This window comes from Pseudomonas sp. RSB 5.4 (assembly GCF_037126175.1).
GTDB lineage: Bacteria > Pseudomonadota > Gammaproteobacteria > Pseudomonadales > Pseudomonadaceae > Aquipseudomonas > Aquipseudomonas fluorescens_H.
Window position 1 is genome coordinate 5,417,760 of record NZ_CP146986.1, and the last position, 22,536, is coordinate 5,440,295.

Below are 22,536 nucleotides of genomic sequence, written 5' to 3' on the forward strand. Positions count from 1 at the left end.
AACCAAGCCGAATTGCTGACATCCAGCCCAGCTAAACTCTTGGGCCAACCAGTCAGGGAGCACCCCATGAGCTTCGGCAAAACCACTCCGATCCTGCGGATCTTCGATGAAGCCAAGGCGTTGGAATTTTACGTCGACTTCCTCGGTTTCAAGATCGACTGGCAGCACCGTTTCGAAGCGAACTTCCCGCTGTATCTGCAGGTGTCGCGTGGCGAGTGCGTGCTGCACCTGTCCGAGCATCATGGCGACGCGACGCCGGGTTCGGCACTGCGTATCGAGACCGATGAGCTGGAGGCGTTCCAGCAGCAATTGGTGGCCAAGGACTACAAGTTCTCGCACCCACAGATTCAGGCGATGCCGTGGGGCAGTCAGGACATGACGATTGCTGATCCGTTTGGTAATCGGTTGGTGTTTACCAACGCGATCAGTGTTTGAGCTGAGAAGAGCCCCTCACCCTAACCCTCTCCCTCCGGGAGAGGGTTGGGGTGAGGGAAAAAGATTCACGCCATACAAAAAAGCCCGCTGCTAAACCACTAAGGTTTTGCCGCGGGCTTTTTCGTTACTCGGTTGGCACTAACTGATCCAGCACGCGATTGACGGCGATTTCCGCCACCATCACCACTTGTGCGATGCCTTGCAGGGTCTTGCGGTGCGAGCCTTCCAGCAGGCCGGCGAAGTCGTTGAGCATCACGGTGGCCGAGCCAAGGGATTCGCAGGCATCGGCCAGCAACGGTTCGGTGCCGCTGGCCGGATTGGCCATGTAGAGACGATTGGGCTGGTACGGGGTGGCCATGATGGCGGGCGTCGGTGGGCCGAGGTAGTGGTCGAGAGCACGCTCGGCGGCTTCGTGGAATTTCTTTGAGTCGGGGGATTGGTAGGGGGAGGCCGCGTCGGTGGGCGGCGGGTTGGGGGTAACTTTGAACATGATTTTGGGTCCTGAAGTAGGAGCCATCACCGCTTCTCTACTAATAAGAAGAGGTGGCAGCTGTGCGCAGGTTAGTAGACCGGGGACCCAGGGAACCGGCGCGCTCGAAAGCGCCCTACGCACAGCCACCATAGAGTGCAGGCGGAAAATGCCTGACTGTTTGATGTGCAATGCACCCTGGAAGAACCTCGGGCTACTAAACCCGATCACTGGAAATCAGTGACGGACTCAAGTTACCGACGGGCTCCAGGGCGCACAAGCCGGCGGATTCTGGCGTAGCCGTAGGCAGTGGCGCAAGGATTTGTAGGCAGTAGGGCGTAACACTGAGTGTCTTTAAACACGTGTGCTGCAGTGGGTTTATCGGGCTGCTGAAATTGAGGAATTGTCTGTCGGATTGAGGTGAGGCGACTGGCGCCTTCGCGAGCAAGCTCGCTCCCACAGGGGGGTTATGTCGTACACAAAATCTGCATTCACTGAAGATCCACTGTGGGAGCGAGCTTGCTCGCGAAGAGGCCGGCAGCATCACCCCCGATGCATCTGCCGAAACTCCCCCGGCGGCATCCCGCGCCGGCTCTTGAACGTACGATGAAACGACCGCGGCTCGGTAAACCCCAGATACTGCGCGATGTCCTGAATCGGCAACGTGCTGTTGAGCAAATAATGCTCAGCCAGCTCCTGACGCAAGTCATCCAGAATCTGCTGATACGACGTCCCCGCCTGGTGCAACTGGCGTTGCAACGTGCGCACCGACACCGCGAGCTGCTCGGCCACCTGTTCCTTGCGCGGCAAACCTTCCTTAAGCAACTGGCGCAGGATGCTTTTGACCCGCTGTTCCAGCGACGCATCCTCCAGCGTCGCCATCAAGCCCATCGCGTGTTCTTCCAGGGTACGCAGCAACTGCGCATCGGCCTGGCGCAGCGGCAATTGCAGATACGCCAGCGGCACGATCAGCGCCGAATACGCCTGCTCGAACAACACCGGGCAATCGAAAAACGCTTCGTACTGCGCCTGCGTAGCGTCTGTCGGGCACGGATGTTCCAGCCACACGGCGGCGGGTGACATCTGCGTGTCGGCGATCCAGCGCGCATATTGCAGCCATGAACCAAGGACGTTTTCCACCAGATGCCGGCGGATTCGCGGACGCTCGTAGCGGCAAGTCCAGATCAGGTGCACGTGGCCGTCCTGCACCTCGGCACGGCTGACACCCATGTCGCCCACCAGTTTTTCGAACGGCATGATCCGGCTCATGGCATCGCCCAGGGTCGCGCAGTTCATGGTGATGTAACCGAGCACGCTCCAGGAGTTGGGCAGGACGAAGTTTGCCGCGTTGAGACCAAACAGCGGATCGCCCGAGTGCTCGCAGAAATAATCGAGCAGGCGCTCATGGGTTTCGCCCGGCAGGCGCAGGCTGTTGTCGCTCAGTTGCTGCGCCTGCAATCCGGCTGCCGCCAACGCCGGCTCGATGGCCATGCCCAGTTGCTCGGCATGGCGCACGTATTTGAGCAGCGGCGGAACCGAGGTGAAGCCGAGCGATTGCATGATCCGAATTCCTTGATCAAGGTCTGCGTGAGCGAATGAATGGCTGAAAGGTAATTTGAAACCCCGACTAAAGTAAATGGCTGGCACTTGCGCGACGTTTGACTCAATTGGCTACTCGAACTGGCCGGATGCGACCGTGACACTTTTTGGCCGCTGACTAGTATGGAGGCCTGCCACATCACTGATCAGACTGCATAAGAAGGACACACGCATGCGACGCTGGAACGGCTGGGGAGAGGCAACAACGGTGGTCGAACTGCCGGCCCAGGGCGCGAATTTTCTCCATGAACGGCTGGGGGCCGGGCGCGCGTTGCCCGATGCCACGCTGGAGTCGGCATTGGCGCGGGTGCCGCTCTCACGATTGGCGGCGCACACCTTGTACAGCGTCGACGCCCATGACCGTCTGCTGCACGCCCGGGGTCAGAGCCTGCCGGATTGGCTGGCGCTGCGCGAGGGTGCGCTGGGCATCTATCCGGACGCGGTGGCGTTCCCGGAAACCGCCGAGCAGATCCGTCAATTGCTGGTCCTTGCCCATGAGCAGGACCTGTGCCTGATTCCCTACGGCGGCGGCACCTCAGTGGCCGGGCACATCAATCCGCCGGATTCGACGCGGCCGGTGGTGACCGTGTCGCTGGCACGGATGAATCGCCTGATCGATCTCGACGAGGCAAGCCAATTGGCGACGTTCGGCCCCGGTGCCAGTGGCCCGCAGGTGGAGAGTCAGCTGCGCGCTCGCGGCTACACGCTGGGGCATTTCCCGCAGTCGTGGGAGTTGTCGACGCTGGGCGGTTGGGTCGCCAGTCGCTCCAGCGGTCAGCAGTCATTGCGCTACGGGCGTATCGAGCAATTGTTCGCCGGCGGCACCCTGGAAACCTTTGCCGGGCCCTTGGAAATCCCTACCTTTCCAGCCTCGGCGGCGGGGCCTGATCTGCGCGAAGTGGTGCTCGGTTGCGAGGGCCGCTTCGGGATCATTTCCGAGGTCAAAGTGCGGGTCAGTCCGCTGCCCACCGATGAGCGTTTTTACGGGGTGTTCCTGCCCAGTTGGAGCAAGGCGCTGCAAGCGATCCGCCAATTGGCCCAGGCGCGAGTGCCGCTGTCGATGCTGCGCCTGTCGAACGCGGTGGAGACCGAAACCCAACTGGCGCTGGCCGGGCATCCGCAGCAGATCGCCTGGCTGGAGAAGTATCTGAACCTGCGCGGTGCCGGTGAAGGCAAATGCCTGCTGACCTTCGGCGTGACCGGCAACCGCCGGCAAAACGCGCTGTCGCTGAGCCAGGCGCGGCAGCATCTGAAAGCCTTCGGTGGCGTGTTCACCGGCACCTTGCTTGGCAAGAAATGGGCGCAGAACCGCTTCCGCTTCCCCTACCTGCGCGAGAACCTGTGGAACGCCGGCTACGTGGTCGACACCCTGGAAACCGCCACCGACTGGAGCAATGTCGACCACCTGCTCAACCTGATCGAAAACAGCCTGCGTGACGCGCTGGCGGCGCAGGGTGAACGGGTGCATGTGTTCACCCATCTGTCCCATGTCTACGGCGAAGGCTCGAGCATCTACACCACGTATGTGTTTCGCCCGGCGGCGGATTATCCGGCGACGCTGGCGCGCTGGCAGGCGCTCAAGCACGCGGCCAGCCAGACCATCGTCGACAACCACGGCACCATCAGCCACCAGCACGGCGTCGGCAAGGATCACGCGCCGTATCTGCCACGCGAGAAAGGCGCACTGGCGATGGACACCTTGCAGGCGCTGAGCAAGCACTTCGATCCGGCCGGGCGCCTCAACCCCGGCACGCTGTTGCAGGAGTGACGGCCATGCACCCGGACTGGAACGCCGCGTGGCGCCAGCAAACCTTGCCGACATTGGCTGACGCAAGCTGGGATCTGATCGTCATCGGCGGCGGCATCAGCGGTGCCGGCATCCTGCGCGAAGCGGCGCGGCGGGGCTGGCGTTGTCTGCTGCTGGAGCAACGGGATTTCGCCTGGGGCACCTCTAGCCGATCATCGAAAATGGTCCATGGAGGCTTGCGTTACATCGCCAAGGGCCAGTGGCGCCTGACCCGTGATTCGGTGCGCGAGCGCCAGCGTCTGCTCGACGAAGCGCCGGGGCTGGTGGAGCCGATGAGTTTCATGATGCCGCACTATCGCGGCGGCTTTCCCGGGCCGCGTGTGCTCGGTGGCTTGTTGTCGGTGTACGACGCGTTGGCGGGACGCCGCAGCCATCGTTTTCATGATGCGCAGCAACTGCGTTTTCTGGCGCCGGGGGTGAAGGAAAATCACCTGCTCGGCGGTACCTGTTTTGTCGATGCGCTGACCGATGACGCACGGCTGGTGATGCGCGTGTTGCGCGAAGCGCGGGCCGATGGTGCGGCGGTGTTCAACGGGGTGCGCGTCGAACATTTGCTGCGCGAAAACGGTCGGGTGTGTGGGGTGCAGATCGAGGACTGCGAAGCAGGTGGATCGCTGCAATTGCGTTGCGGCGTGCTGGCGGTGGCGACCGGGGCGTGGGCTGAGCGCCTGCGTTTGCCCGAGGCTCCGCGACAGTTGCGGCCATTGCGCGGCAGCCATCTGCTGTTGCCGGGCTGGCGTTTGCCGGTGGCGCAGGCCTTCACTTTTTTGCATGCGCGCGACCGTCGGCCAGTGTTCGTGTTTCCGTGGGAAGGGGCGACGGTGGTCGGCACCACCGACCTCGATCATCGCGAGAATCTGGATCAGAGCGCGAGCATCAGCGCTGACGAACTCGACTATCTGCTGGCGGCCTGCACGCAACAATTTCCAGGTGCCGAAGTGACGACGAGCGATGTGCTGTCGACCTGGTCCGGCGTGCGTCCGGTGGTCGGCAGCGCGGCGGGTGAACAGCAAGGCAAGCCGTCGAATGAAACCCGTGAACATGTGCTGTGGCAGGAGCCGGGTTGTGTCACGTTGGCCGGCGGCAAACTGACGACGTTTCGCCCGCAAGCCATCGAAGTGCTCAAGGCCTGCGCCGACATGCTTGGCCGCGATTTCGAAGATGACGGCGCGCCGGTGTTCGCAGCCGTCCCGCCACTGACCATTCCCGGACTCAGCCCGCAACAGTGGCGACGGCTGGCCGGACGCCACGGTCGTGACCTGCCGCGACTGGCGCAGCTGATCACCGAGTTGGGCCACGAAACGGTCGGCAACACCGACACCTTGTGGGCAGAGCTGGCCTTCGCCTGCGAGGCGGAAATGGTCCTGCACCTCGATGATCTGTTGCTGCGCCGCACCCGTCTGGGCCTGTTGCTGGCGCGCGGTGGCGAAGAACATTTCGCTGCCATCCGCCAACTCTGCCAGCCCCGCCTGGGGTGGGACGATGCACACTGGCAGCAAGAGCTGCAACGTTACCGGGCGTTGTGGCAACGCCATCACGGTCTGCCGGATGCCACGCCTTGAGGCCCCTTGAAGAGAGCGCCATGGACACCCCCCCGAACAAGCGTTACCTGCTGGCAATCGACAACGGCACCCAGAGCGTGCGCGCATTGCTCTTCGATTTGCAGGGCAATCTGCTCGGTAAAGGCAAGGTCGAGTTGCAGGCGTATTACTCGACGCAACCGGGCTGGGCCGAGCAGGACCCGGAATATTATTGGGCAAAACTCGGCGAGGCCTGTCAGCAGGTATGGGCGCAAACCGGGATTGATCGCTCGCAGATTGCCGGGGTGTCGCTGACCACTCAGCGCGGCACGGTGATCAATGTCGATGCTCAGGGCAAGCCACTGCGCCCGGCCATTCTGTGGCTCGATCAGCGCCAGAGCGAAGTCGAGGGCGGGATCAAGGGGCCGTGGGGCTGGCTGTTCAAACTGGTCGGCGCGCAGGCCACCGTGGATTATTTTCGCGCTCAGGCCGAGGCCAACTGGATCGCCAGACACCAGCCTGAAGTATGGGCAGCGACCGACAAGTTTTTGCTGCTCTCGGGGTTTCTCACCCATCGTTTGTGTGGGCGCTTTGTCGACTCGGTGGGTTGCTGCGTCGGCTATCTGCCGTTCGACTTCAAACGGTTGAAATGGGCCGCGCCCAGCGACTGGAAATGGCAGGCGCTGGCGGTGCGTCCGGAACAATTGCCGACCTTGCACAAGCCCGGCGAAACCCTTGGCTACATCAGCGCCGAAGCGAGCCGCCACACGGGGATTCCGGAGGGCTTGCCGCTGATTGCTGCGGGCGCTGACAAGGCCTGCGAAGTGGTCGGCTCCGGCGTGGTCGATGCGAGCACGGTGTGCCTGTCCTACGGCACCACCGCGACGATCACCAGCACTCGCTCGCGCTATCTGGAAATCGTCCCGCTGATCCCGCCGTACCCCTCGGCGGTGCCGGATCAGTACAACTGCGAGGTGATGATTTATCGCGGTTACTGGATGGTCAGCTGGTTCAAGAACGAGTTCGGCCTGCGCGAGATGCAGCAGGCGCAAGAGCAGGGCATTGAACCCGAGCAACTGTTCGATGCGCTGGTGAATGCGGTGCCGCCGGGATCGATGGGGCTGATGCTGCAACCGTACTGGTCGCCGGGGATTCGTGAGCCGGGTGTCGAAGCCAAGGGCGCGATGATAGGCTTCGGCGACGTGCACACCCGCGCGCACATTTACCGGGCGATTCTGGAAGGGCTGGCGTATGCGCTGCGCCAAGGCCTGGAGAACATCGAGAAGCGCTCGAAGGTGTCGATCAAGCGCCTGCGAGTGGCCGGTGGCGGCTCGCAGAGTGATGCGGCGATGCAGCTGACGGCGAATATTTTCGGCCTGCCGGCGGAGCGTCCGCATGTGTACGAAGCGTCCGGGCTGGGCGCGGCGATCTGTTGTGCGGTGGGGTTGGGCTTGTATGCGGATTTCCCCACGGCAATCGCCGCGATGACGCGGGTGGGCACGGTGTTCACACCGCAGCCCGAGGCGCAGCAGGTCTATGAGCGTTTGTACAAAGAGGTGTACCTGCGCATGTATCGCCAGCTCAAACCGTTGTACCAGAGCATCCGCAAAATCACCGGTTACCCCGCTTAGCTGACCACCACCGTCCCCTGTGGGAGCGAGCTTGCTCGCGAATGCGGAGTGTCAGTCACTATTGTCTTGTCTGACCCACCGCTTTCGCGAGCAAGCTCGCTCCCACAAGGTTATGCGGTGGAATCGGAACCTCTTATGTGGCGCTATCGGAGACTTTTTCTGGTGAGATCGGACAGTGTCAGCGCCGGGGGCGGTTGTTAGGCTCAACCCCCACGGCACCTCCAATAAGAATTAAAAGCAATGAAGCTGACATTTCTCCTGTTGCTGCTTTGTGCAATGGCCCCGACGGCGTGGGGCTGGTCGAACCACACGGTGGGCAGCTATCTGGCGTTGCAGGAACTGCCGGCGCTGCGCGATGCGCCGTCGGTCGAGGTCGAGCCGCTGGAGCGTTTTCTCGCCGAGCAATATCCGGCCGTGGTCGCACTGCTGGAACAACAGGAAAACTTCGCCCGTGAACACTTCACCCAGTACCCGCCGCGCCCCGACAATCTGAAGCTGCCCGCGGTGCCGGGCGACAATCTGCGCCACGATTTTCTCACGGCGTTGCGGCTCAATCCGCGCATTCATCTGGCGATGGTCATTCAGCCGTTGCCGGGTCAAGACCTGCCCGAGCGCGAACACCTCAGTGCCGATCAGGTGATGGTCGAGCAGACGCTTTCGCCATGGAATCGTCAGCGTTTCAATCGCGTAGCGGACGGCGAGAAAGTCGCGGCGCTGGCGGTACTGGCGAGCGCCGCCGACGAGCCGGATTACGGTCATGACATCAACCTGTTCAGCGACAACCCCGGCGAGGTCGGCGCGCTGTATGGCTTCGGCCCGCAGCCGTTCGGCGATGCGCGTTTTCAGTACAGCTCGCAGGCGCCGTTCCACATGGGCTTCTTCCATGAAAGCCCGGTGGTGTATGCCGCTGCCGGATTTCTTCAGCGCAGTTGGCCGGACTGGCGCGCCTATCAGTATCTGGGCCTGGCGCGTTTGGCGTTTGCCAGTGGCCATTCTTACTGGGGTTACCGCTTTCTCGGATGGGGCGCGCACCACGTGCAGGACCTGACTCAGCCGTATCACGCCAAGCCGCTGCCCGGGGTCGAACTGCCGAGCCTGTTGCTGCTGGAAGGCAAGGCGCTGGCCGGTTTTGCCGATGATAAAAAAGCCTCGATCGAGCGCGTCGCCACCCGCCATATGGAAATCGAAAAGTATCAATCGACCTGGCTGCGCCGCGTGCTGCGCGCCGGTCAGGCGCATCCGATGCTTGCGGCCTACGCCGATGTCGCTCAAGACCAACAGTATCCGCCGTACTCGGTGGACTACTTGCGCGAAGTGGTCAGCGCCGAGTCGGTCGAGGACTCGGCGGCGTTCGATGAAGCCATCGGCCAGTGGTTGGAAACGGCGCCGGTGACCAGTGATTTCAGCAGCGGCAATCAGTTGCAGCGCGAGACATTCGAGCATCCGGCACTCAATCAGCAGCTGTTCAGACTGCTCGGGCATTTCGGCGCGCACAGCCGGATTTATGTCCGTGCGGGACTGGCACCGTAGCCATCGCGGCCACGCAAAAAAACAATAAGAACAAGGAAGGAGGAACCCATGATCAACACTCGATTGCGCCTCACCGGCGTGGCACTGCCCGGTGTCGGCCTGGCAGGGCTGCTGCAACTCTGCGCGGTGGATGCGCTGCAGGCTGCCGAGTTCAGCGTGCTGGACAATCAAGTCACCGGCTCGATCGACACGACCCTGTCCTATGGGCGTTTGTGGCGGGTGCAGGGCCGCGACAAGAACAACGATGACGTCAACACCAACGACGGCAATCGCAACTTCGACACCGGGCTGGTTTCCGAGGTGTACAAGATCACTTCGGAGCTGGAGGCCAACTACCAGAACTACGGGATGTTCCTGCGCGGCACGGCGTTCTACGACACCCAGTTGATGGACAAGCGCAACGATTACTACCGCAACAACAACCCGTCGCAGCCGAGTCAGAGCTACCCGCAGGATGACCGTTTCACCAGCCAGACCCGCGACATCGCCGGCAGCCGGATCGAGATGCTCGACGCCTATGTCTACGGCAATTGGGACGTGGCGCAGATGCCGGTGACTGCACGGGTCGGGCGTCAGGTGTTCAACTGGGGCGAGGGGATTTTCTATCGCGGCGGGATCAACACCACCAACCCGGTGGACGCGGCCAAATACCGTTTGCCGGGGGCCGAGGTCAAGGAAGTGCTGATGCCGGTGGAGGCGGTGAGTTTCAACATCGGCCTCAGCGATTCGCTGACCCTAGAGAGCTTCTACCAGACCAACTGGAAGGAAACCCGCATCGACCCTGTCGGCACCTTCTACTCGCAGACCGACCTGTTCGCCGATGGCGGCAACACCGGTTACAACAACTTCAGCGGCACCGCGCTTGATACCCCGGTGCCGGGCTTCGGCAACGTCATCGGCCTGTACAGCGCACTGGGCAACAACCCGTTGCTCGGCCCGGCGCTGAAAAGCACCGGCCTGTACGCCAACGGTGTGACCCCGGCCTACGGCAACACGCTGAAAGTGGCGTCGATCGGCAAGGACTACAACGCGCGCAACGACGGCCAGTTCGGCTTCGCCTTCCGCTACATCGCCGAGGAGCTCAACAGCACTGAGTTCGGCCTGTACCTGGTCAATTACCACGCCAAGGAGCCGACCATCGCCGCTGATCTGGGGGGCTACAAGGGCATCGACATGAATGCCCTGACCAACATGCTGTCCAGCGTGGCCGGCAGTCAGGCCGGGGCGCTGGCCAACGGTCTGGCGACGGCCGATGTGATGGGCAATATTCAGGCGCATCGGCGCTATGCCGAAGACATCCGCATGTACGGTTTCAGCTTCAACACCACTTTGGGCCAGGCCTCGGTATTCGGCGAAATTGCCTATCGACCGAACCTGCCGATCGGCATCGCGGCCACCAACGATCTGATTGGCGATCTGGCCAACGGTGCCGCTGTGGCGGTGACCGGCAAGGCAATCAACGTCGGCGGGCAGATGGTCACCCTCGACAGCGAGATCAACAACGCCGAGCGCGTGGAGGCGTTCAATACCTCGCTGGGCAGCATCTACAACTTCGGCCCGACGCTGTCGTTCGACTCGATGTTCGGCATCTTCGAACTGGCCTCCGAACACCTGCGCGGCAGCAGTCTGCAATACACCGCTTACGACGGCAGCACGCGCTACTACGCCGGTACCGGCAACACTTCTTATGTGTCCGGCGGTGATCGTGACGATCAGGTCAACCGCAACTCCTACAGCTACACGGTGATGTTCAACGGCACCTGGAACGATGTGTACGCCGGGGTCAACGTCTCGCCTTACGTCGTCTACAAGGACGACTTCAAGGGCAACAGCTATCAGGCCGGCAACACCATCGACGGGCGCAAGGCCTACACCCTGGGGATCAAGGCCAACTACCAGAACAAGCTCGAAGCCGAGGTGCAATACACCAACTTCTGGGGCGGCGGACAGAACAACGGGATTCGCGACCGCGACAACGTCGGGTTCAACCTCAAGTATTTCCTTTAAGGACTAGACGCAGATCCATTGTGGGAGCGGGCTTGCTCGCGAATACGGTGTGTCATTGAAGTGGTTGGTGACTGACACACCGCCTTCGCGAGCAAGCCCGCTCCCACAGGGGAACTGCGGTGTCCTGCAGACCTCACACGGAGATCGATCATGTTTTACACATCACGATTCAGCAAAACCACGCTGGCGCTGGTTCTGGGCCTCACCGTTGGCAGCGTCCTCGCCGCCATTACCCCGCAACAAGCCGAACAACTGAAAACCACCCTCACGCCCATGGGCGCCGAGCGCGCCGGCAATGCCGCCGGCACCATTCCGGCCTGGACCGGCGGCATCACCCAGGCTCCCGCCGGCTACAAACCGGGCCAACATCACCCGGATCCGTATGCGGCGGACAAGCCGTTGTTCACCATTACCAAGGCCAATCTCGACCAGTACAAGGCCCACCTCAGTCCCGGGCAGATTGCGCTGTTCACCAGCTACCCGGACACGTTCCAGATGCCGGTCTATCCGTCGCGTCGCTCGGGTTCGGCGCCGCAGTGGCTGTATGACAACACCCTGAAGAACGCGACCTCGGCCAAGCTGCTGGAGGGCGGCAGCGGATTCGCCGATGCCTACGGTGGCGTGCCATTCCCGGTGCCCAAGGACGGCATCGAAGTGCTGTGGAACCACATCACCCGTTATCGCGGGATTTACGTGGTGCGCCGCGCGTCCGAAGCCCCGGTGCAGCGCAACGGCAGCTTTGCGCTGGTCACCTCGCAGCAGGAAGCGCTGTTCAATTTTTACCGTCCGGGCGGGCAGTACGCCGACCTGAAAAACATCCTGTTCTACTACCTCGCCTTCGTGAAAAGTCCGGCGCGGCTGGCCGGCGGTGCGGCGTTGGTGCACGAGATGCTCGATCAGCTCAAGGACCCGCGCCAGGCCTGGGTCTACGACGCCGGCCAACGCCGCGTGCGCCGCGCGCCGAACCTGGCATATGACACGCCGATCGCCTCATCCGATGGCCTGCGCACGGCGGACGATACCGACCTGTTCAACGGCTCGCCGGACCGCTACGACTGGAAGCTCAAGGGCAAGCAGGAAATCTACATTCCCTACAACAACTACAAGGTCGGCAGCCCCGACGTGAAGTACGCACAACTGCTGACCCCGGGCCACCTCAACCCGCAATTCACCCGCTATGAGCTGCACCGTGTGTGGGTGGTCGAAGGCAACCTCAAACCGGGGGCGCGGCATATCTATTCCAAGCGCGTGCTGTTTCTCGACGAGGACAGCTGGGGCGCGGCGCTGGTCGATCAATACGATGGGCGAGGGGAGTTGTGGCGGGTGTCGATGGCCTACCTGAAAAACTTCTACGACCTGCCGACCACCTGGAGCGCACTGGACGTGTTCCACGACCTGCAGGCCCGCCGTTACTACGTGCAGAACCTCGACAACGAAGAAGCCTCCACCGTCGACTTCTCGCAACCGGTGCCGGAAGACGCGTATTTCATGCCGTCGGCGTTGCGCCAGCGCGGGACGCGCTAAGGGGCACCGGACTGCTGATCGAACGCAATCCCTGTAGGAGCTGCCGCAGGCTGCGATCTTTTGACTTTGATTTTAAAAACAAGATCAAAAGATCGCAGCCTGCGGCAGCTCCTACAAAGGCTCGATCAAATGGCGTTACAGCCTGAAAACGAAGATTCGTAAACCGAGTGGTAGTCTCGCTGCTTCGATGGCTGTATCGCTGGAGTACATTGTGGCGAGTTTGACTATCAGCAATCTTGACCTTCAGCTCTATGAAGAACTGCAGTTAGCGGCAGATATTAATAATCGTTCGATTGAAGAGCACGCGCGTGTGATGTTGCAGAAAGCGCTCGAGCAGAATCAATCTGCCGCTGGCTTGGGGACTCGAATTCATAGACGATTTAATAATGTCGGTGACGTTGAATTGGATGTGCCTTCACGCTGAAGCCAGTATTTTCTCGGCATCGCCAATTTTCAGTGGCAGTAAATCTGACGCAATCGCGGGCAAGCCCGCTCCCACAGGTTTTTCGGTCGTTCACATATTCCGTGTTCGACTCGTTTCCTGTGGGAGCGGGCTTGCCCGCGATTGGATTTACCCTTTGGCGCTGACTGAAGATCAGACGCGGAAGTGGCTGACCATCTGCTGCAACTGACCACCCAGGCGTGCCAGTTCAACGCTGGACGCTGCGGTTTCATCGCTGGCCGCGGCGGTCTGTTCCGACACGTCGCGTACGTTGATGATGCTGCGGCTGATCTCTTCGGCCACGGCGCTTTGCTGTTCGGCAGCGGCGGCGATCTGCTGGTTCATCGACTGGATGTTCGACACCGTGCGGGTGATGTTTTCCAGGGAGTCGCCAGCCTTGCGGGTCAGGGCCACGCTGCTGTCGGTCAGGGCGCGGCTGTTGTTCATCACGGCAGCGACTTGCTGGGTGCCGTTCTGCAGACCGGCGACCAGGCCTTCGATCTCTTCGGTGGATTTCTGCGTACGCTGGGCGAGGCCACGGACTTCGTCGGCGACCACGGCAAACCCACGACCGGCTTCACCGGCACGCGCCGCTTCGATTGCGGCGTTGAGCGCCAGCAGGTTGGTCTGTTCGGCCACGGCCTTGATCACGTCCATGACGCTGCCGATCTTGTCGCTTTCCTGTTGCAGCACGCTCATGGCTTCGGTGGAACGCACCACTTCGCTGGCCAAACGCTCGATCTGCGCGATGGCTTCGTTCACCACTTTGTCGCCTTCACGGGCTTCGCCGTCAGCGGCGGCAGCGGCTTGCGAGGCTTCTTCGGCGTTGCGCGCGACTTCCTGCACGGTGGCAGTCATCTCGTGCATGGCGGTGGCCACCTGATCGGTCTCGACCTTCTGGCTGTTCACACCGGCGCTGGTCTGCTCGGTCACGGCCGAGAGTTCTTCGGCGGCGCTGGCGATCTGAGTGACGCCGTCGCGGATGCCGCTGATCAGGTCGCGCAGGGTCACGCCCATGCGCGCGATGCCTTGTTGCAGCACGCCAAGTTCGTCGCGGCGGGTGACCGTGACGTTCTGGGTCAGGTCGCCGCTGGCAATGCGCTCGACCACGGCCAGGGTCTCTTGCAGCGGACGGGTGATCTGACGGGTGATGATCACGGCGGCAATCACACCGACCAGCAGCGCCAGCAGGGTGCTGATCAACTGGAAGGTACGAGCCTGGGCGCTTTCGATGTCGCGACGGTCGAGCTGGATCTGGTACAGCTGCTCGCTGGTGTTGACGATCGCGGTGCCCTGATCGGTCATCTCTTTACGCGCCTGCACCGCTTCCGTGTTGGCGTTCTTGTACGCCTGCAACGCGCTACGGTAATTGGCCAGGGCGGTTTCCAGCTGACGGAGCGTGTCTTGCTGGGTACCCGAGAAGTGCGTGTTCAACTGCTTGAGGCTGTCGATGGCCACGTTCAGTTGGGCGACGGCTTTCTGCTCGGTTTCGGCATTGGTGGTGGCGGTGTAGCCACGCACTTCATAGCGCGCGAGGATGAACGCTTCCTTGGCTTCGGTGATGGCCTGGAACTGCGCGAAGCGCTCGTCGCTCAGGGGCAACTGCTGAACGCGGTTGCTGATCGACTCGATCAGGTTATAAGCGGTGTCGGCATTGGTGCCCATCACGTCGCGGGCACTGTTGCCAGTGCGGTAGGCGTTACGCATCTTGTTCAGCGAGGTCTGGTATTCGGCGATGGTCGCGGCCTGCTCCTTGAGCAGCTTGACGTTTTCCGGGCTCTTGAACTTGTTGATCAGCGCCTGTTGTTGCGCGGCGAAGCTTTCGAGGGTGGTCTGCACGTTCTGCGCGGCAGTTTCGTCGCCGTTGGTCAGCATGTATTGCAGGCGCACCACACGCAGCTTGGTCAGGCCGGCGTTGAGCTGGGTGATGTCGCTCATCCAGTTGCTGCGGTCAATCAGGCCGCCGAGGCTGGTCCAGCCCGTCAGGGCGAGGACGCAGGTCAGGGCCAGGACCAGGCCGAAGCCCAGACCCAATTTCATGTTCACGCTGATGTTGCCGAACCAGCTATTCATCACAATTCCTCCAGGAACGTAGAGCTACTTGATCGTCGGTCAGGCTGGAAGATTGTTGTTTTTTTGAGCCAGCAAGGGTGTTAGCAGGTTTGTATCGGCCGCAAACACGAGAGCTGAAAGGATTTTGTCCTACGGAATTTGTAACAAGGGCACTTCAAGACTTTTTTCACATACGTTTCACCGGCCACTTACGCACGCCTCTTTACCCTTACCGCATCGAATTGACTGTGATGCATGCCGACGAGGCGGCCCGATGTGGAATTGAGACTGAGTCTGTTCGGCGTCAAACGCTCGATCTCCCTGAGCGGACTGGCCCGTTACCGCAATACCTGGGTGGTGCTCGCCGCGTCGCTGCTGGTGATTCCGCTGACCCTGTGGCTGCTCGCCCCGGCGGCGGTGCCGGACCTGGCGCATGGCAATGTGTCCGGCGCCCGCGCGCTGGCGGCCGGGTGGGCCAAGGGCGACATGATCGTGCTGGTGCGTCACGTCGAGCGCTGCGATCACTCCCCGGCGCCGTGCCTGAGCGGCGATGATGGCATCACCGACCGCTCGCGCAGTGTCGCGGTGGGTGTCGGCGCACAGTTCGAGCATCTGGGCCTGAACCGCGTCGACATCTATAACAGCCCGATGCTGCGCACCGTGCAGACCGCCGGTTACATGTTCAACCGCGCGGCCAGCGAAGACTGGCTGATCAGTTGCAAGGGGCGCATCTTGCAGGAAGCGCTGGCGCACAAGATCCCGGGACGCAATCTGATTCTGGTGACCCACAGTGAATGCATGGCGGAGCTGGAAAAGGATCTGGATGTACCGGTGTCTGACCCTGGCTACGGCTCTTCGCTGTTCGTTTCCGCCGCGAACAAGGCCGCCCCGCGCATGCTTGGCTTTATCGAGGCCTCCGACTGGCACTCAGTGACCACTCGATGAACTGAGGTGCGCAAAGCGTCAGCCCAAACAAAACCCGCCAGTCCGGCGGGTTTTTTATTGTCTGGCGCGAGGGCGTCAGTAGCCGACGAAGTAGTACGCCTGACGCCCGACCATCATGGTCTTGAGCACTTTGAGCGGTGCGGCGGGTTCGCGGTCTGCCGAGATCACCGCGACGTTCGAGGGTGACGCGCTGAGGAAATCATGCAGTTGCGCGTCGGTGTCCAGCCCCTTGAGCACGCTTTGGGTGTAGAACACGCTGGCACCGCCGACCCGTTCATTGGCCTGGAACAGCGCGACCTGATGACCGTTGGCTTGCAGGCTCTGAATGTGTTCGGTCAATGGCAGGAACGACAACTCCTTGTCGGCGTTGGGCAGTGCCCACTGGGCCGCGCCGAGGTAGCTGGCGATCACCACCGTAAGCAGTCCTGCGGCAATCGCCTGACGATGACGGGCGACTTTTCCGATGAAGCGGTCGGTGGTTTCGCGCGCCTGCAAGCGCTCGAACAATACGCGCGCGTACTCCGCGGCGATCACCGCAGCCGCCGGGGTCATCGACATCAGGTACACCGTGCGCTTGCTTGAGGCCAGGGTCAGCATGATGAACTGCGCAACGATCCACAGGCTGAAAAACAGCAGGTAACGGTTGGCCTTCAGTTCCTTGCGGAAATGCCATAGGCCCAGGTACACCAGAATGTTCCAAGGCAGAAACGCTTCCGGCAGTTTGGCCAGATAGTAATAGAACGGCTCATAATGCCCGGCCTCGACGAACGAGCCGCTGAAGCGCCCGACGCTGTTGGTCAGCAGCACTTCAGCGACGGCGTGCGAGCCACCGCGCTGATACAGCACGGCGAGCCAGATCAGCAACGGAATCAGACCCACGGCCGTGAGCAGGCCGGGACGCAGCCAGGCGCCGATCTTCAAGCGTTTGTCGATCAGGTTATCAGCCAGCAGGTAGGCGAAAATCACTACCCCAGGCATCGCCAGGCCGAGCACGCCCTTGCTCAAAGTAGCGATAGCGATCCCGACGATAAACAGCAGCGAGCTACCGGCGCTCGGTGCGCGTTGTGCCTGAAAGAACGCCAGCAGCGCCGTGGTCACGCCGAGCGCCAGCAGCGCATCTTCGCCGACCCCGCGCACGTTGCTCCAGTAGCTGGCCATGGTTGCCAGCAGAATTCCCGCTGTCCAGGCGACCGCTTGCGGGCGTCCGAAGCGGCGCAACATGCCGTACAGCAGCATCACGCTGAGCAACCCGGCCACCGCCGACGCCAGCCGCACTGCCCACGGCGAAACGCCAAACACGCGCATGGCGCCGGCGTCCAGCCACAGGCTCAGCGGTGGTTTTTCCAGAAACGGCTCGCCAAACAGGCGCGGCGTCACCCAGTCATCGTCCAGATGCATCTCCATGGCGATCCCGGCGACCCGGGCCTCGGTGGAGCCTTGCAACTGGTGGTTACCCAAAGCGAAAAAAAACAGCAGGGCGGCGAGTAGAAACAGTGAAGTGGCGGCACGCGGCATGGATTTCAGGCAACCGGAAAGGGCAGGAGCCTTGAGCATACTTCGCCAATGCTTAACAAATTGTGAAACTCACGCTAATTGGCGCGACCAGCGCTGTTCCGGCGCTTCGAATAACGGATTGACCAGCGCCGTCAGCACATGATCCTGCCAGCGTCCGGCGATATTCAGATAAGCCTTGGCATAGCCCTCGCGCTCGAAACCCAGACGCTCCAGCAATCGCGCACTGCGCTCGTTACCGGGCATGTAGTTGGCCATGATTCGATGCAGGTTCTGCGTGTCGAACATGTAGCCGATGCCGGCCTCCAGACCTTCCTGCATCAAGCCCTGGCCCTGATGCGCGTGGTCGATGTGATAACCCAGATAACAGGCCTGAAACGCCCCGCGAATGATCCCGCTGAAATTGCACGCACCGATCATCTGCTGGCCGTCCGGCGTAAGCAGAGCGAAATGCATCGCCAGCCCGGCCTCGAAAGCACTGGCCTGGACTTCAAGGCGTCGGCGAATCTGTCCGGTGGAAAAGTATTCGGTGGTGCGAATCGGCGACCAGGGGGCGAGGTGGCGCTGGTTGCGTGCGTAGAAGTCACTTTCCAGCTCGGCCTGTTCCGGGGCGAGGATGGCGAGCGTCAGGCGTTGGCAGGGCAGACTCAGCAGTGACATCGGACGCTCCGGTTGGCAGGATCGAGGGACAGGATTGCCCACGAAATGGAAAAAAACAAACCGGGTGTATCGCTTCGGCGGCAAACGCCAGACAAAAAAAAGCCCGCGGGAGAGCGCGGGCGAACCGTAGTTTCTTGAATGAGCGAGCGGACTGTACCGTGTTGATCGAACGGGGGCAGTGAAGAAAAATTCATCTCGGCGGCGACCGCTCTGCAACGCTTCAGGGTAGATGATCCGCGGCGAAATCCGCTTCCGAACGTGCGGTCAGTCGGCCCTTGCGGCAGGCCTGCTGAAAGCGTTCGAAGTCGCGCTCGTTCTGCGCGGTGTAACTGCGGGCGTATTTGAACAAAGCGTCGGCCAAGGCATCGCCCTTGCCGATATAGCCGCTGATGACCGCCGCATTTCCCGAAGCTTTGGCGTGCGCCCGGGCCAGCGCGCGGCCACAGACCCGGGCATAGGCGGCGAAGGTTTCGGCGTCGAAGTTTTCCAGCTCGGCGGAGATCTTCATGTCGCGCAATTGCCGAACATAGAAAAACCGACCGGTAGGGCCGGTGGTCCAGCCAAGAAACAGGTCGCTGGCCGATTGCATCAGGCGCTGACCCTCGACCACTCGCTGACCTTCATGGCGCGTCCGGCATTTGGCTTTCACATAGTCGGCCAGCACCGAGCGTCGCGCTTCCTTGAATTGCAGGAACAGCGGCGATTCCCGTTCGTCAGTCAGCAGCGCCACGAGACAGCGGGTGCCGACACTGCCCACGCCGACCACTTTGAACGCCAGATCCTGCACCTGAAACCGCGAGAGCAATTCCCGCCGGTCGGCCTGCAGCGTGGTTCGATAATCGCGCATGAACGCTTCGGACAGCGGACGCCAGTCTGACAGCCGCAGCCAGTCATCATCGGCGTCGAGCAGTGTGGTGTTGTTGTGCAGGTGAAAGATTTCCGGCAAGTCGTCGCGAATGACCAGCCGCCCGTTGGCGTCGCGCTCGCTGATCTTCGGCAGCAACTCGGCGTGGGTGCGCCGTTCGGCTTTATCGACGGCACGCTGTACATGCTCCAGCGCACTCTTGCGCGCCTGATCGAGCAAGTCTTCGTACTTGATCGAGTCGTACCAGGTTTCCAGCGCACTCTGCTCGGCGCACTCCAGCATGGTTGCCTGATAGGCGCCGACCATCTGCCGACACACCTCTTCCTGAGCCGAATCGCCATGGCGCAAATCCCGCGCCGCCACCACGAAACTCGCAGCCAGCCGCTTCACATCCCACTCCCAGGGACCAGGATGCGCCTCGTCGAAATCGTTGACGCTGAACAACAGATTGCGCTCCGGCGTGGCAAACCCGCCGAAATTCATCAAATGCGCGTCACCGCAGATTGGCCCGACCAGCCCCATGTTCTCGGTGTCCGACAAATCGTGCGCCTGCACCAACGCGTTGCCGCGAAAGAAGGCGAACGGCGACACCAGCATCCGCCCGTAACGCAATTCCACCAGTGAGGCGACGCGGCCCTGACTGGAGGCCTTGATCAGCGGGATCGGATCGCGGTTCATCTTTCCGGTGGTGGCGTGGGCGCTGCGCGAGCAATTCTTGCGGGCGTCCTTGCCTTGCTTCATGCGGTCTTGGAGGGTGGTCATGAGCGCTCGTCGTGGCGGTGGGGGCGGTGTGAGTTTAGAAGCGGTTTGAAGGTTTATCCTCCGGCCGCAACGCGCCCAGTTATTTCAGAACGCCGTGACCTTGTCCTCACGCAAAATCCACCCGGCTTACCGGCCCCCAACCTCTACTGAACCTGCCGCATCTTCCCCGCGCCAGCGTCGGCACTGTCATACACCGGGAAGCGTTTACCCATTCCACGAGAGTCCATTCGTCCAGTGATTAAAGTGGCTGATGTTCAGCGATGAGCGGAGAACCTGACTTGTACGTTTCCTGAAGCATCCATTGCACGTAAGTCAACCCGGCGACTGTCAACCCGGGTCGCGCTGATTGCGAAATCAATGTGGATTTCCGAATCGGAATTCCACTGAATATCTGGCGAAGCCGAGTGGTCAACGAAGCTGTCGCATTCGCCTGAATAAACGTCGTAGTTCTTGCTTTGTACCACCTCCTCCAGTGGCATCCGGCTGTTGAACACGACCACAGTGTCGTTACACATCGGCGCAATCGCCCCACCGCCCGAGCGAGAAATCAGGGCTGCGCTGTAATGTCCACCAGGTGAAACGAAAACCTTGGAATACACATCGTCATCGGCGTCGGCAGTCATGCCGATCAAAGTAATTGCGGCGTACTTCAATACGCTAAGAACACCGATTATCGAAAAGACCCACTTCATCCCAATGAACAGCCTGGATCGGTAAGAGATGCCGGTTGATGGGGGGAGTGGAGGTGGGATCAAGCGGGGGAGGTCGGTCATAACTGTCCATGTCGAATTGCGAAAAGCGTTCCAGCCAGGCTGAGAGGGGGCGAATCTACGCCGGCTCTTGTGCGTCAACAAGGTGGTTTTTAGCCACTTGCTGTCATTTTGACTGATCAAACGAGGGGGGGTGATGAATTTCAGGCACAAAAAAAGACGTCCTTGGACGTCTTTTTTTGTTGAGTTTGGTGGGCCGGGGTGAGTTGAATTAGGTTAGCAACATATTGATTAATTGTGGGAACTCCGGTTTGTATTTTGAGCTGGAATACCGATTGGAATACTGCGGCACGTATTCATGGCCTACCGATAACCAGCGCGGTCGCCCACTGTCGGGCGACCCTGTTCCCAGAAAAAACACTGAGCTAAAGCACTACGGCGTAACAGGCGTTTCTAGTCTGTCCAGCATCAGCAGAACAATGAGTGGAAGCCGCGTGCCGGGTTGGCGCAGTCATGCATTTGATCGCGGTTGAAGCTTCGAAGAGCTAAGTGTCAGAACTTCATCAGTCACGGCTGCAGTTCCTGGAGGTTGCTCACCACAAGTTGCTGGGCCTCAGGCAGTATTGCCATGTTGCGGTGGTCGATCTGATAGCGCTGCAGCACATACTTCACCAGTGCCCGGCGGCTGGAGACCACCAGTTGTCCCATGCGTCATGCCGAAGTCTGTTTCGATAATTGCCTTCTGCGCCGCGTTCAACCGCCAGTCAGGCTCGAAGATTATCGGTACCTCGACATTCCAGTCTTCGTCCTGCTCGCGGGTGTTTGGCGATGCGTCGAGCAAGTCTGGCTGCCCACGCAGGCGGCTGAGGACAAAGTCGCGGTACTGGCCGTTCTTTTCGCAGTAGGCCCGCACGTGCCAGCGCATGCCGGTGTAGACCTGCGTGTGCGGTGCGATCAGGCGCACCTCGACGTTGGGGGTGTTGAAGGAAACGTATTCGGTTTCCAGGCGCAGGCCTTTGCGGCAGCCCTTGAGCAAAGGGCGCAGCACCTCGGGCCGAATGGGCCGATCAGGCACTTCCAGCACCCTGGTATGCGCATAAGCCAGTGCCAGCCCGTCGATGTGCAGGGCATATCAACATTATGGCTATATGCCATTTATGGTCGAGCGTTTACCATAGCCTCGGCTACCCCGCATGTTCAGGGCTCCAGTTGATTGCGTTTATTGGCAAACAAAATCCTGCCTGACATTACTTCATTACAAGGACGCGCAATGAACGCCACTGAAGATCTCAACCGCCTCTATACCGATGTCTCGGACAGTATTGGCAGCGCCATGGAAGACATCCTCGCGCTTAACGTCGAGCACAAAGATGGCAAGCGTGAAATCGGTAACATCACCGAAAAACTGCGTGACATTCGGGGGCGGTTCGACAGCGAACTGGAACAGTTGAAAACCCACGCTGAGTGGGACACGTTCACCCTGGCGTTTTTCGGTGAGACCAACGCTGGCAAGAGCACGATCATCGAATCACTGCGCATCCTGTTCAAGGAAGAATCCCGCGAGGCACTGCTGCAACAGCATGCCGATGACCTGGAGCAGTTCTCGCAAGCCCTTACCGCTCGCTTCGAGCATGTGCGCGAAGGCTTGCACGCCTTGTACAGCGAGTACACGGGTGAAGTGGTCAGCATTCGCCAAAGCACAGCCCAGCTGACGCAAATCGTTCAGCGCGAAGCCCAGGAGCGAAATGCGATTGATCAAGCTGAAGCCGATGCTAGAGTGCGGCTTGCCCAGCAAGAAACTCAGGCACGGCTAGAGTTGCAGCAGCATGAAGCCGTGCATCGCCAACAAGTAGTTGAGGCAGAAGCGGAGGCCAAGCGCACCCTCGCCGAACAGGAGTCCAGCGCTCGCCTGGCACTGGAGCAACAGGAAGCCTCACAGCGTCTGGACATTGCGCGAGCGCACGCGATATCGAGCCTCAAGGCCCGGCTGTCGATGTTCGCCATCGGTGGAGTGCTGTTCGGCGCTGTTGCTGCGGTGGCGGTACTGAAGTTGGCAGGAGCTTGAA

Annotated in this window: 17 protein-coding genes and 1 pseudogene; 10 read left to right on the forward strand and 8 right to left on the reverse strand. The window is 61.0% G+C overall.

Going from position 1 to position 22,536, the window contains the following annotated elements; genetic code table 11:
- Positions 1-66: 66 nt before the first annotated feature.
- Positions 67-435: a glyoxalase superfamily protein gene (locus tag V9L13_RS24380; protein ID WP_007962133.1), complete on the forward strand. Its 369-nt coding sequence runs from the start codon at positions 67-69 to the stop codon at positions 433-435.
- Between the two features lie 124 nt (positions 436-559).
- Here V9L13_RS24380 and V9L13_RS24385 read toward each other — a convergent pair whose 3' ends face one another.
- Together V9L13_RS24385 and V9L13_RS24390 are read right to left on the reverse strand one after the other, a co-directional pair.
- Complete coding sequence (locus tag V9L13_RS24385) at positions 560-925, reverse strand: hypothetical protein (protein WP_338800746.1); 366 nt, start codon at positions 923-925, stop codon at positions 560-562.
- Between the two features lie 522 nt (positions 926-1,447).
- The gene (locus V9L13_RS24390) at positions 1,448-2,464 is read right to left on the reverse strand and encodes an AraC family transcriptional regulator (RefSeq protein ID WP_282412674.1); all 1,017 of its coding nucleotides are present in this window, start codon (positions 2,462-2,464) and stop codon (positions 1,448-1,450) included.
- A 211-nt stretch (positions 2,465-2,675) separates the two neighbouring features.
- Between V9L13_RS24390 and V9L13_RS24395 the strand changes: the two genes are divergently transcribed.
- From V9L13_RS24395 to V9L13_RS24425, 7 genes are all read left to right on the forward strand, one after another.
- Positions 2,676-4,271 carry an FAD-binding oxidoreductase gene (locus V9L13_RS24395; protein ID WP_338800747.1) on the forward strand — a complete coding sequence of 532 codons (1,596 nt, stop codon included), beginning with the start codon at positions 2,676-2,678 and terminating at the stop codon, positions 4,269-4,271.
- A 5-nt stretch (positions 4,272-4,276) separates the two neighbouring features.
- Positions 4,277-5,872 (forward strand): glycerol-3-phosphate dehydrogenase/oxidase, encoded by a 1,596-nt coding sequence (locus V9L13_RS24400; RefSeq protein WP_338800748.1) that lies wholly within the window; start codon positions 4,277-4,279, stop codon positions 5,870-5,872.
- A 20-nt stretch (positions 5,873-5,892) separates the two neighbouring features.
- Complete coding sequence (locus tag V9L13_RS24405) at positions 5,893-7,461, forward strand: FGGY-family carbohydrate kinase (protein WP_338800749.1); 1,569 nt, start codon at positions 5,893-5,895, stop codon at positions 7,459-7,461.
- A 240-nt stretch (positions 7,462-7,701) separates the two neighbouring features.
- Positions 7,702-8,991: a phospholipase gene (locus tag V9L13_RS24410; protein ID WP_338800750.1), complete on the forward strand. Its 1,290-nt coding sequence runs from the start codon at positions 7,702-7,704 to the stop codon at positions 8,989-8,991.
- 48 nt (positions 8,992-9,039) lie between these two features.
- Complete coding sequence (locus tag V9L13_RS24415; protein ID WP_336837834.1) at positions 9,040-10,998, forward strand: DUF1302 domain-containing protein; 1,959 nt, start codon at positions 9,040-9,042, stop codon at positions 10,996-10,998.
- A gap of 150 nt (positions 10,999-11,148) precedes the next feature.
- Positions 11,149-12,522: a DUF1329 domain-containing protein gene (locus V9L13_RS24420; protein WP_338800751.1), complete on the forward strand. Its 1,374-nt coding sequence runs from the start codon at positions 11,149-11,151 to the stop codon at positions 12,520-12,522.
- A 187-nt stretch (positions 12,523-12,709) separates the two neighbouring features.
- Complete coding sequence (locus V9L13_RS24425) at positions 12,710-12,946, forward strand: plasmid stabilization protein (protein WP_217436894.1); 237 nt, start codon at positions 12,710-12,712, stop codon at positions 12,944-12,946.
- Positions 12,947-13,117: 171 nt separating this feature from the next.
- On the opposite strand, the gene V9L13_RS24430 is transcribed toward V9L13_RS24425, so the two are convergent.
- The gene (locus V9L13_RS24430; RefSeq protein ID WP_338800752.1) at positions 13,118-15,037 is read right to left on the reverse strand and encodes a methyl-accepting chemotaxis protein; all 1,920 of its coding nucleotides are present in this window, start codon (positions 15,035-15,037) and stop codon (positions 13,118-13,120) included.
- A 255-nt stretch (positions 15,038-15,292) separates the two neighbouring features.
- Here V9L13_RS24430 and V9L13_RS24435 point away from each other — a divergent pair, with 255 nt between their 5' ends.
- Positions 15,293-15,961 carry a histidine phosphatase family protein gene (locus V9L13_RS24435; protein ID WP_003221481.1) on the forward strand — a complete coding sequence of 223 codons (669 nt, stop codon included), beginning with the start codon at positions 15,293-15,295 and terminating at the stop codon, positions 15,959-15,961.
- A gap of 75 nt (positions 15,962-16,036) precedes the next feature.
- Here the strand turns inward: V9L13_RS24435 and V9L13_RS24440 are convergent, their stop codons facing one another.
- The 5 genes and pseudogenes from V9L13_RS24440 to V9L13_RS24460 all read right to left on the reverse strand — a co-directional run.
- Entirely contained in the window at positions 16,037-17,515 is a 1,479-nt protein-coding gene (locus V9L13_RS24440) for a glycosyltransferase family 39 protein (protein ID WP_338800753.1), read from the reverse strand.
- A 30-nt stretch (positions 17,516-17,545) separates the two neighbouring features.
- Positions 17,546-18,133, reverse strand: coding sequence for a ribosomal protein S5-alanine N-acetyltransferase (gene rimJ, locus V9L13_RS24445; protein WP_338800754.1), 588 nt, complete (start codon positions 18,131-18,133; stop codon positions 17,546-17,548).
- A gap of 220 nt (positions 18,134-18,353) precedes the next feature.
- Positions 18,354-19,760 (reverse strand): DUF2252 domain-containing protein, encoded by a 1,407-nt coding sequence (locus V9L13_RS24450; RefSeq protein WP_338800755.1) that lies wholly within the window; start codon positions 19,758-19,760, stop codon positions 18,354-18,356.
- A 254-nt stretch (positions 19,761-20,014) separates the two neighbouring features.
- A complete protein-coding gene (locus V9L13_RS24455; protein WP_338800756.1) occupies positions 20,015-20,452 on the reverse strand; it encodes a hypothetical protein in 438 nt (145 codons plus the stop codon).
- Positions 20,453-21,037: 585 nt separating this feature from the next.
- Positions 21,038-21,593 (reverse strand): annotated as a pseudogene (locus V9L13_RS24460) (WYL domain-containing protein); the annotation flags it as partial.
- A 147-nt stretch (positions 21,594-21,740) separates the two neighbouring features.
- Between V9L13_RS24460 and V9L13_RS24465 the strand changes: the two are divergent.
- Positions 21,741-22,535: a hypothetical protein gene (locus tag V9L13_RS24465; RefSeq protein WP_338800757.1), complete on the forward strand. Its 795-nt coding sequence runs from the start codon at positions 21,741-21,743 to the stop codon at positions 22,533-22,535.
- Position 22,536 lies beyond the last annotated feature (1 nt).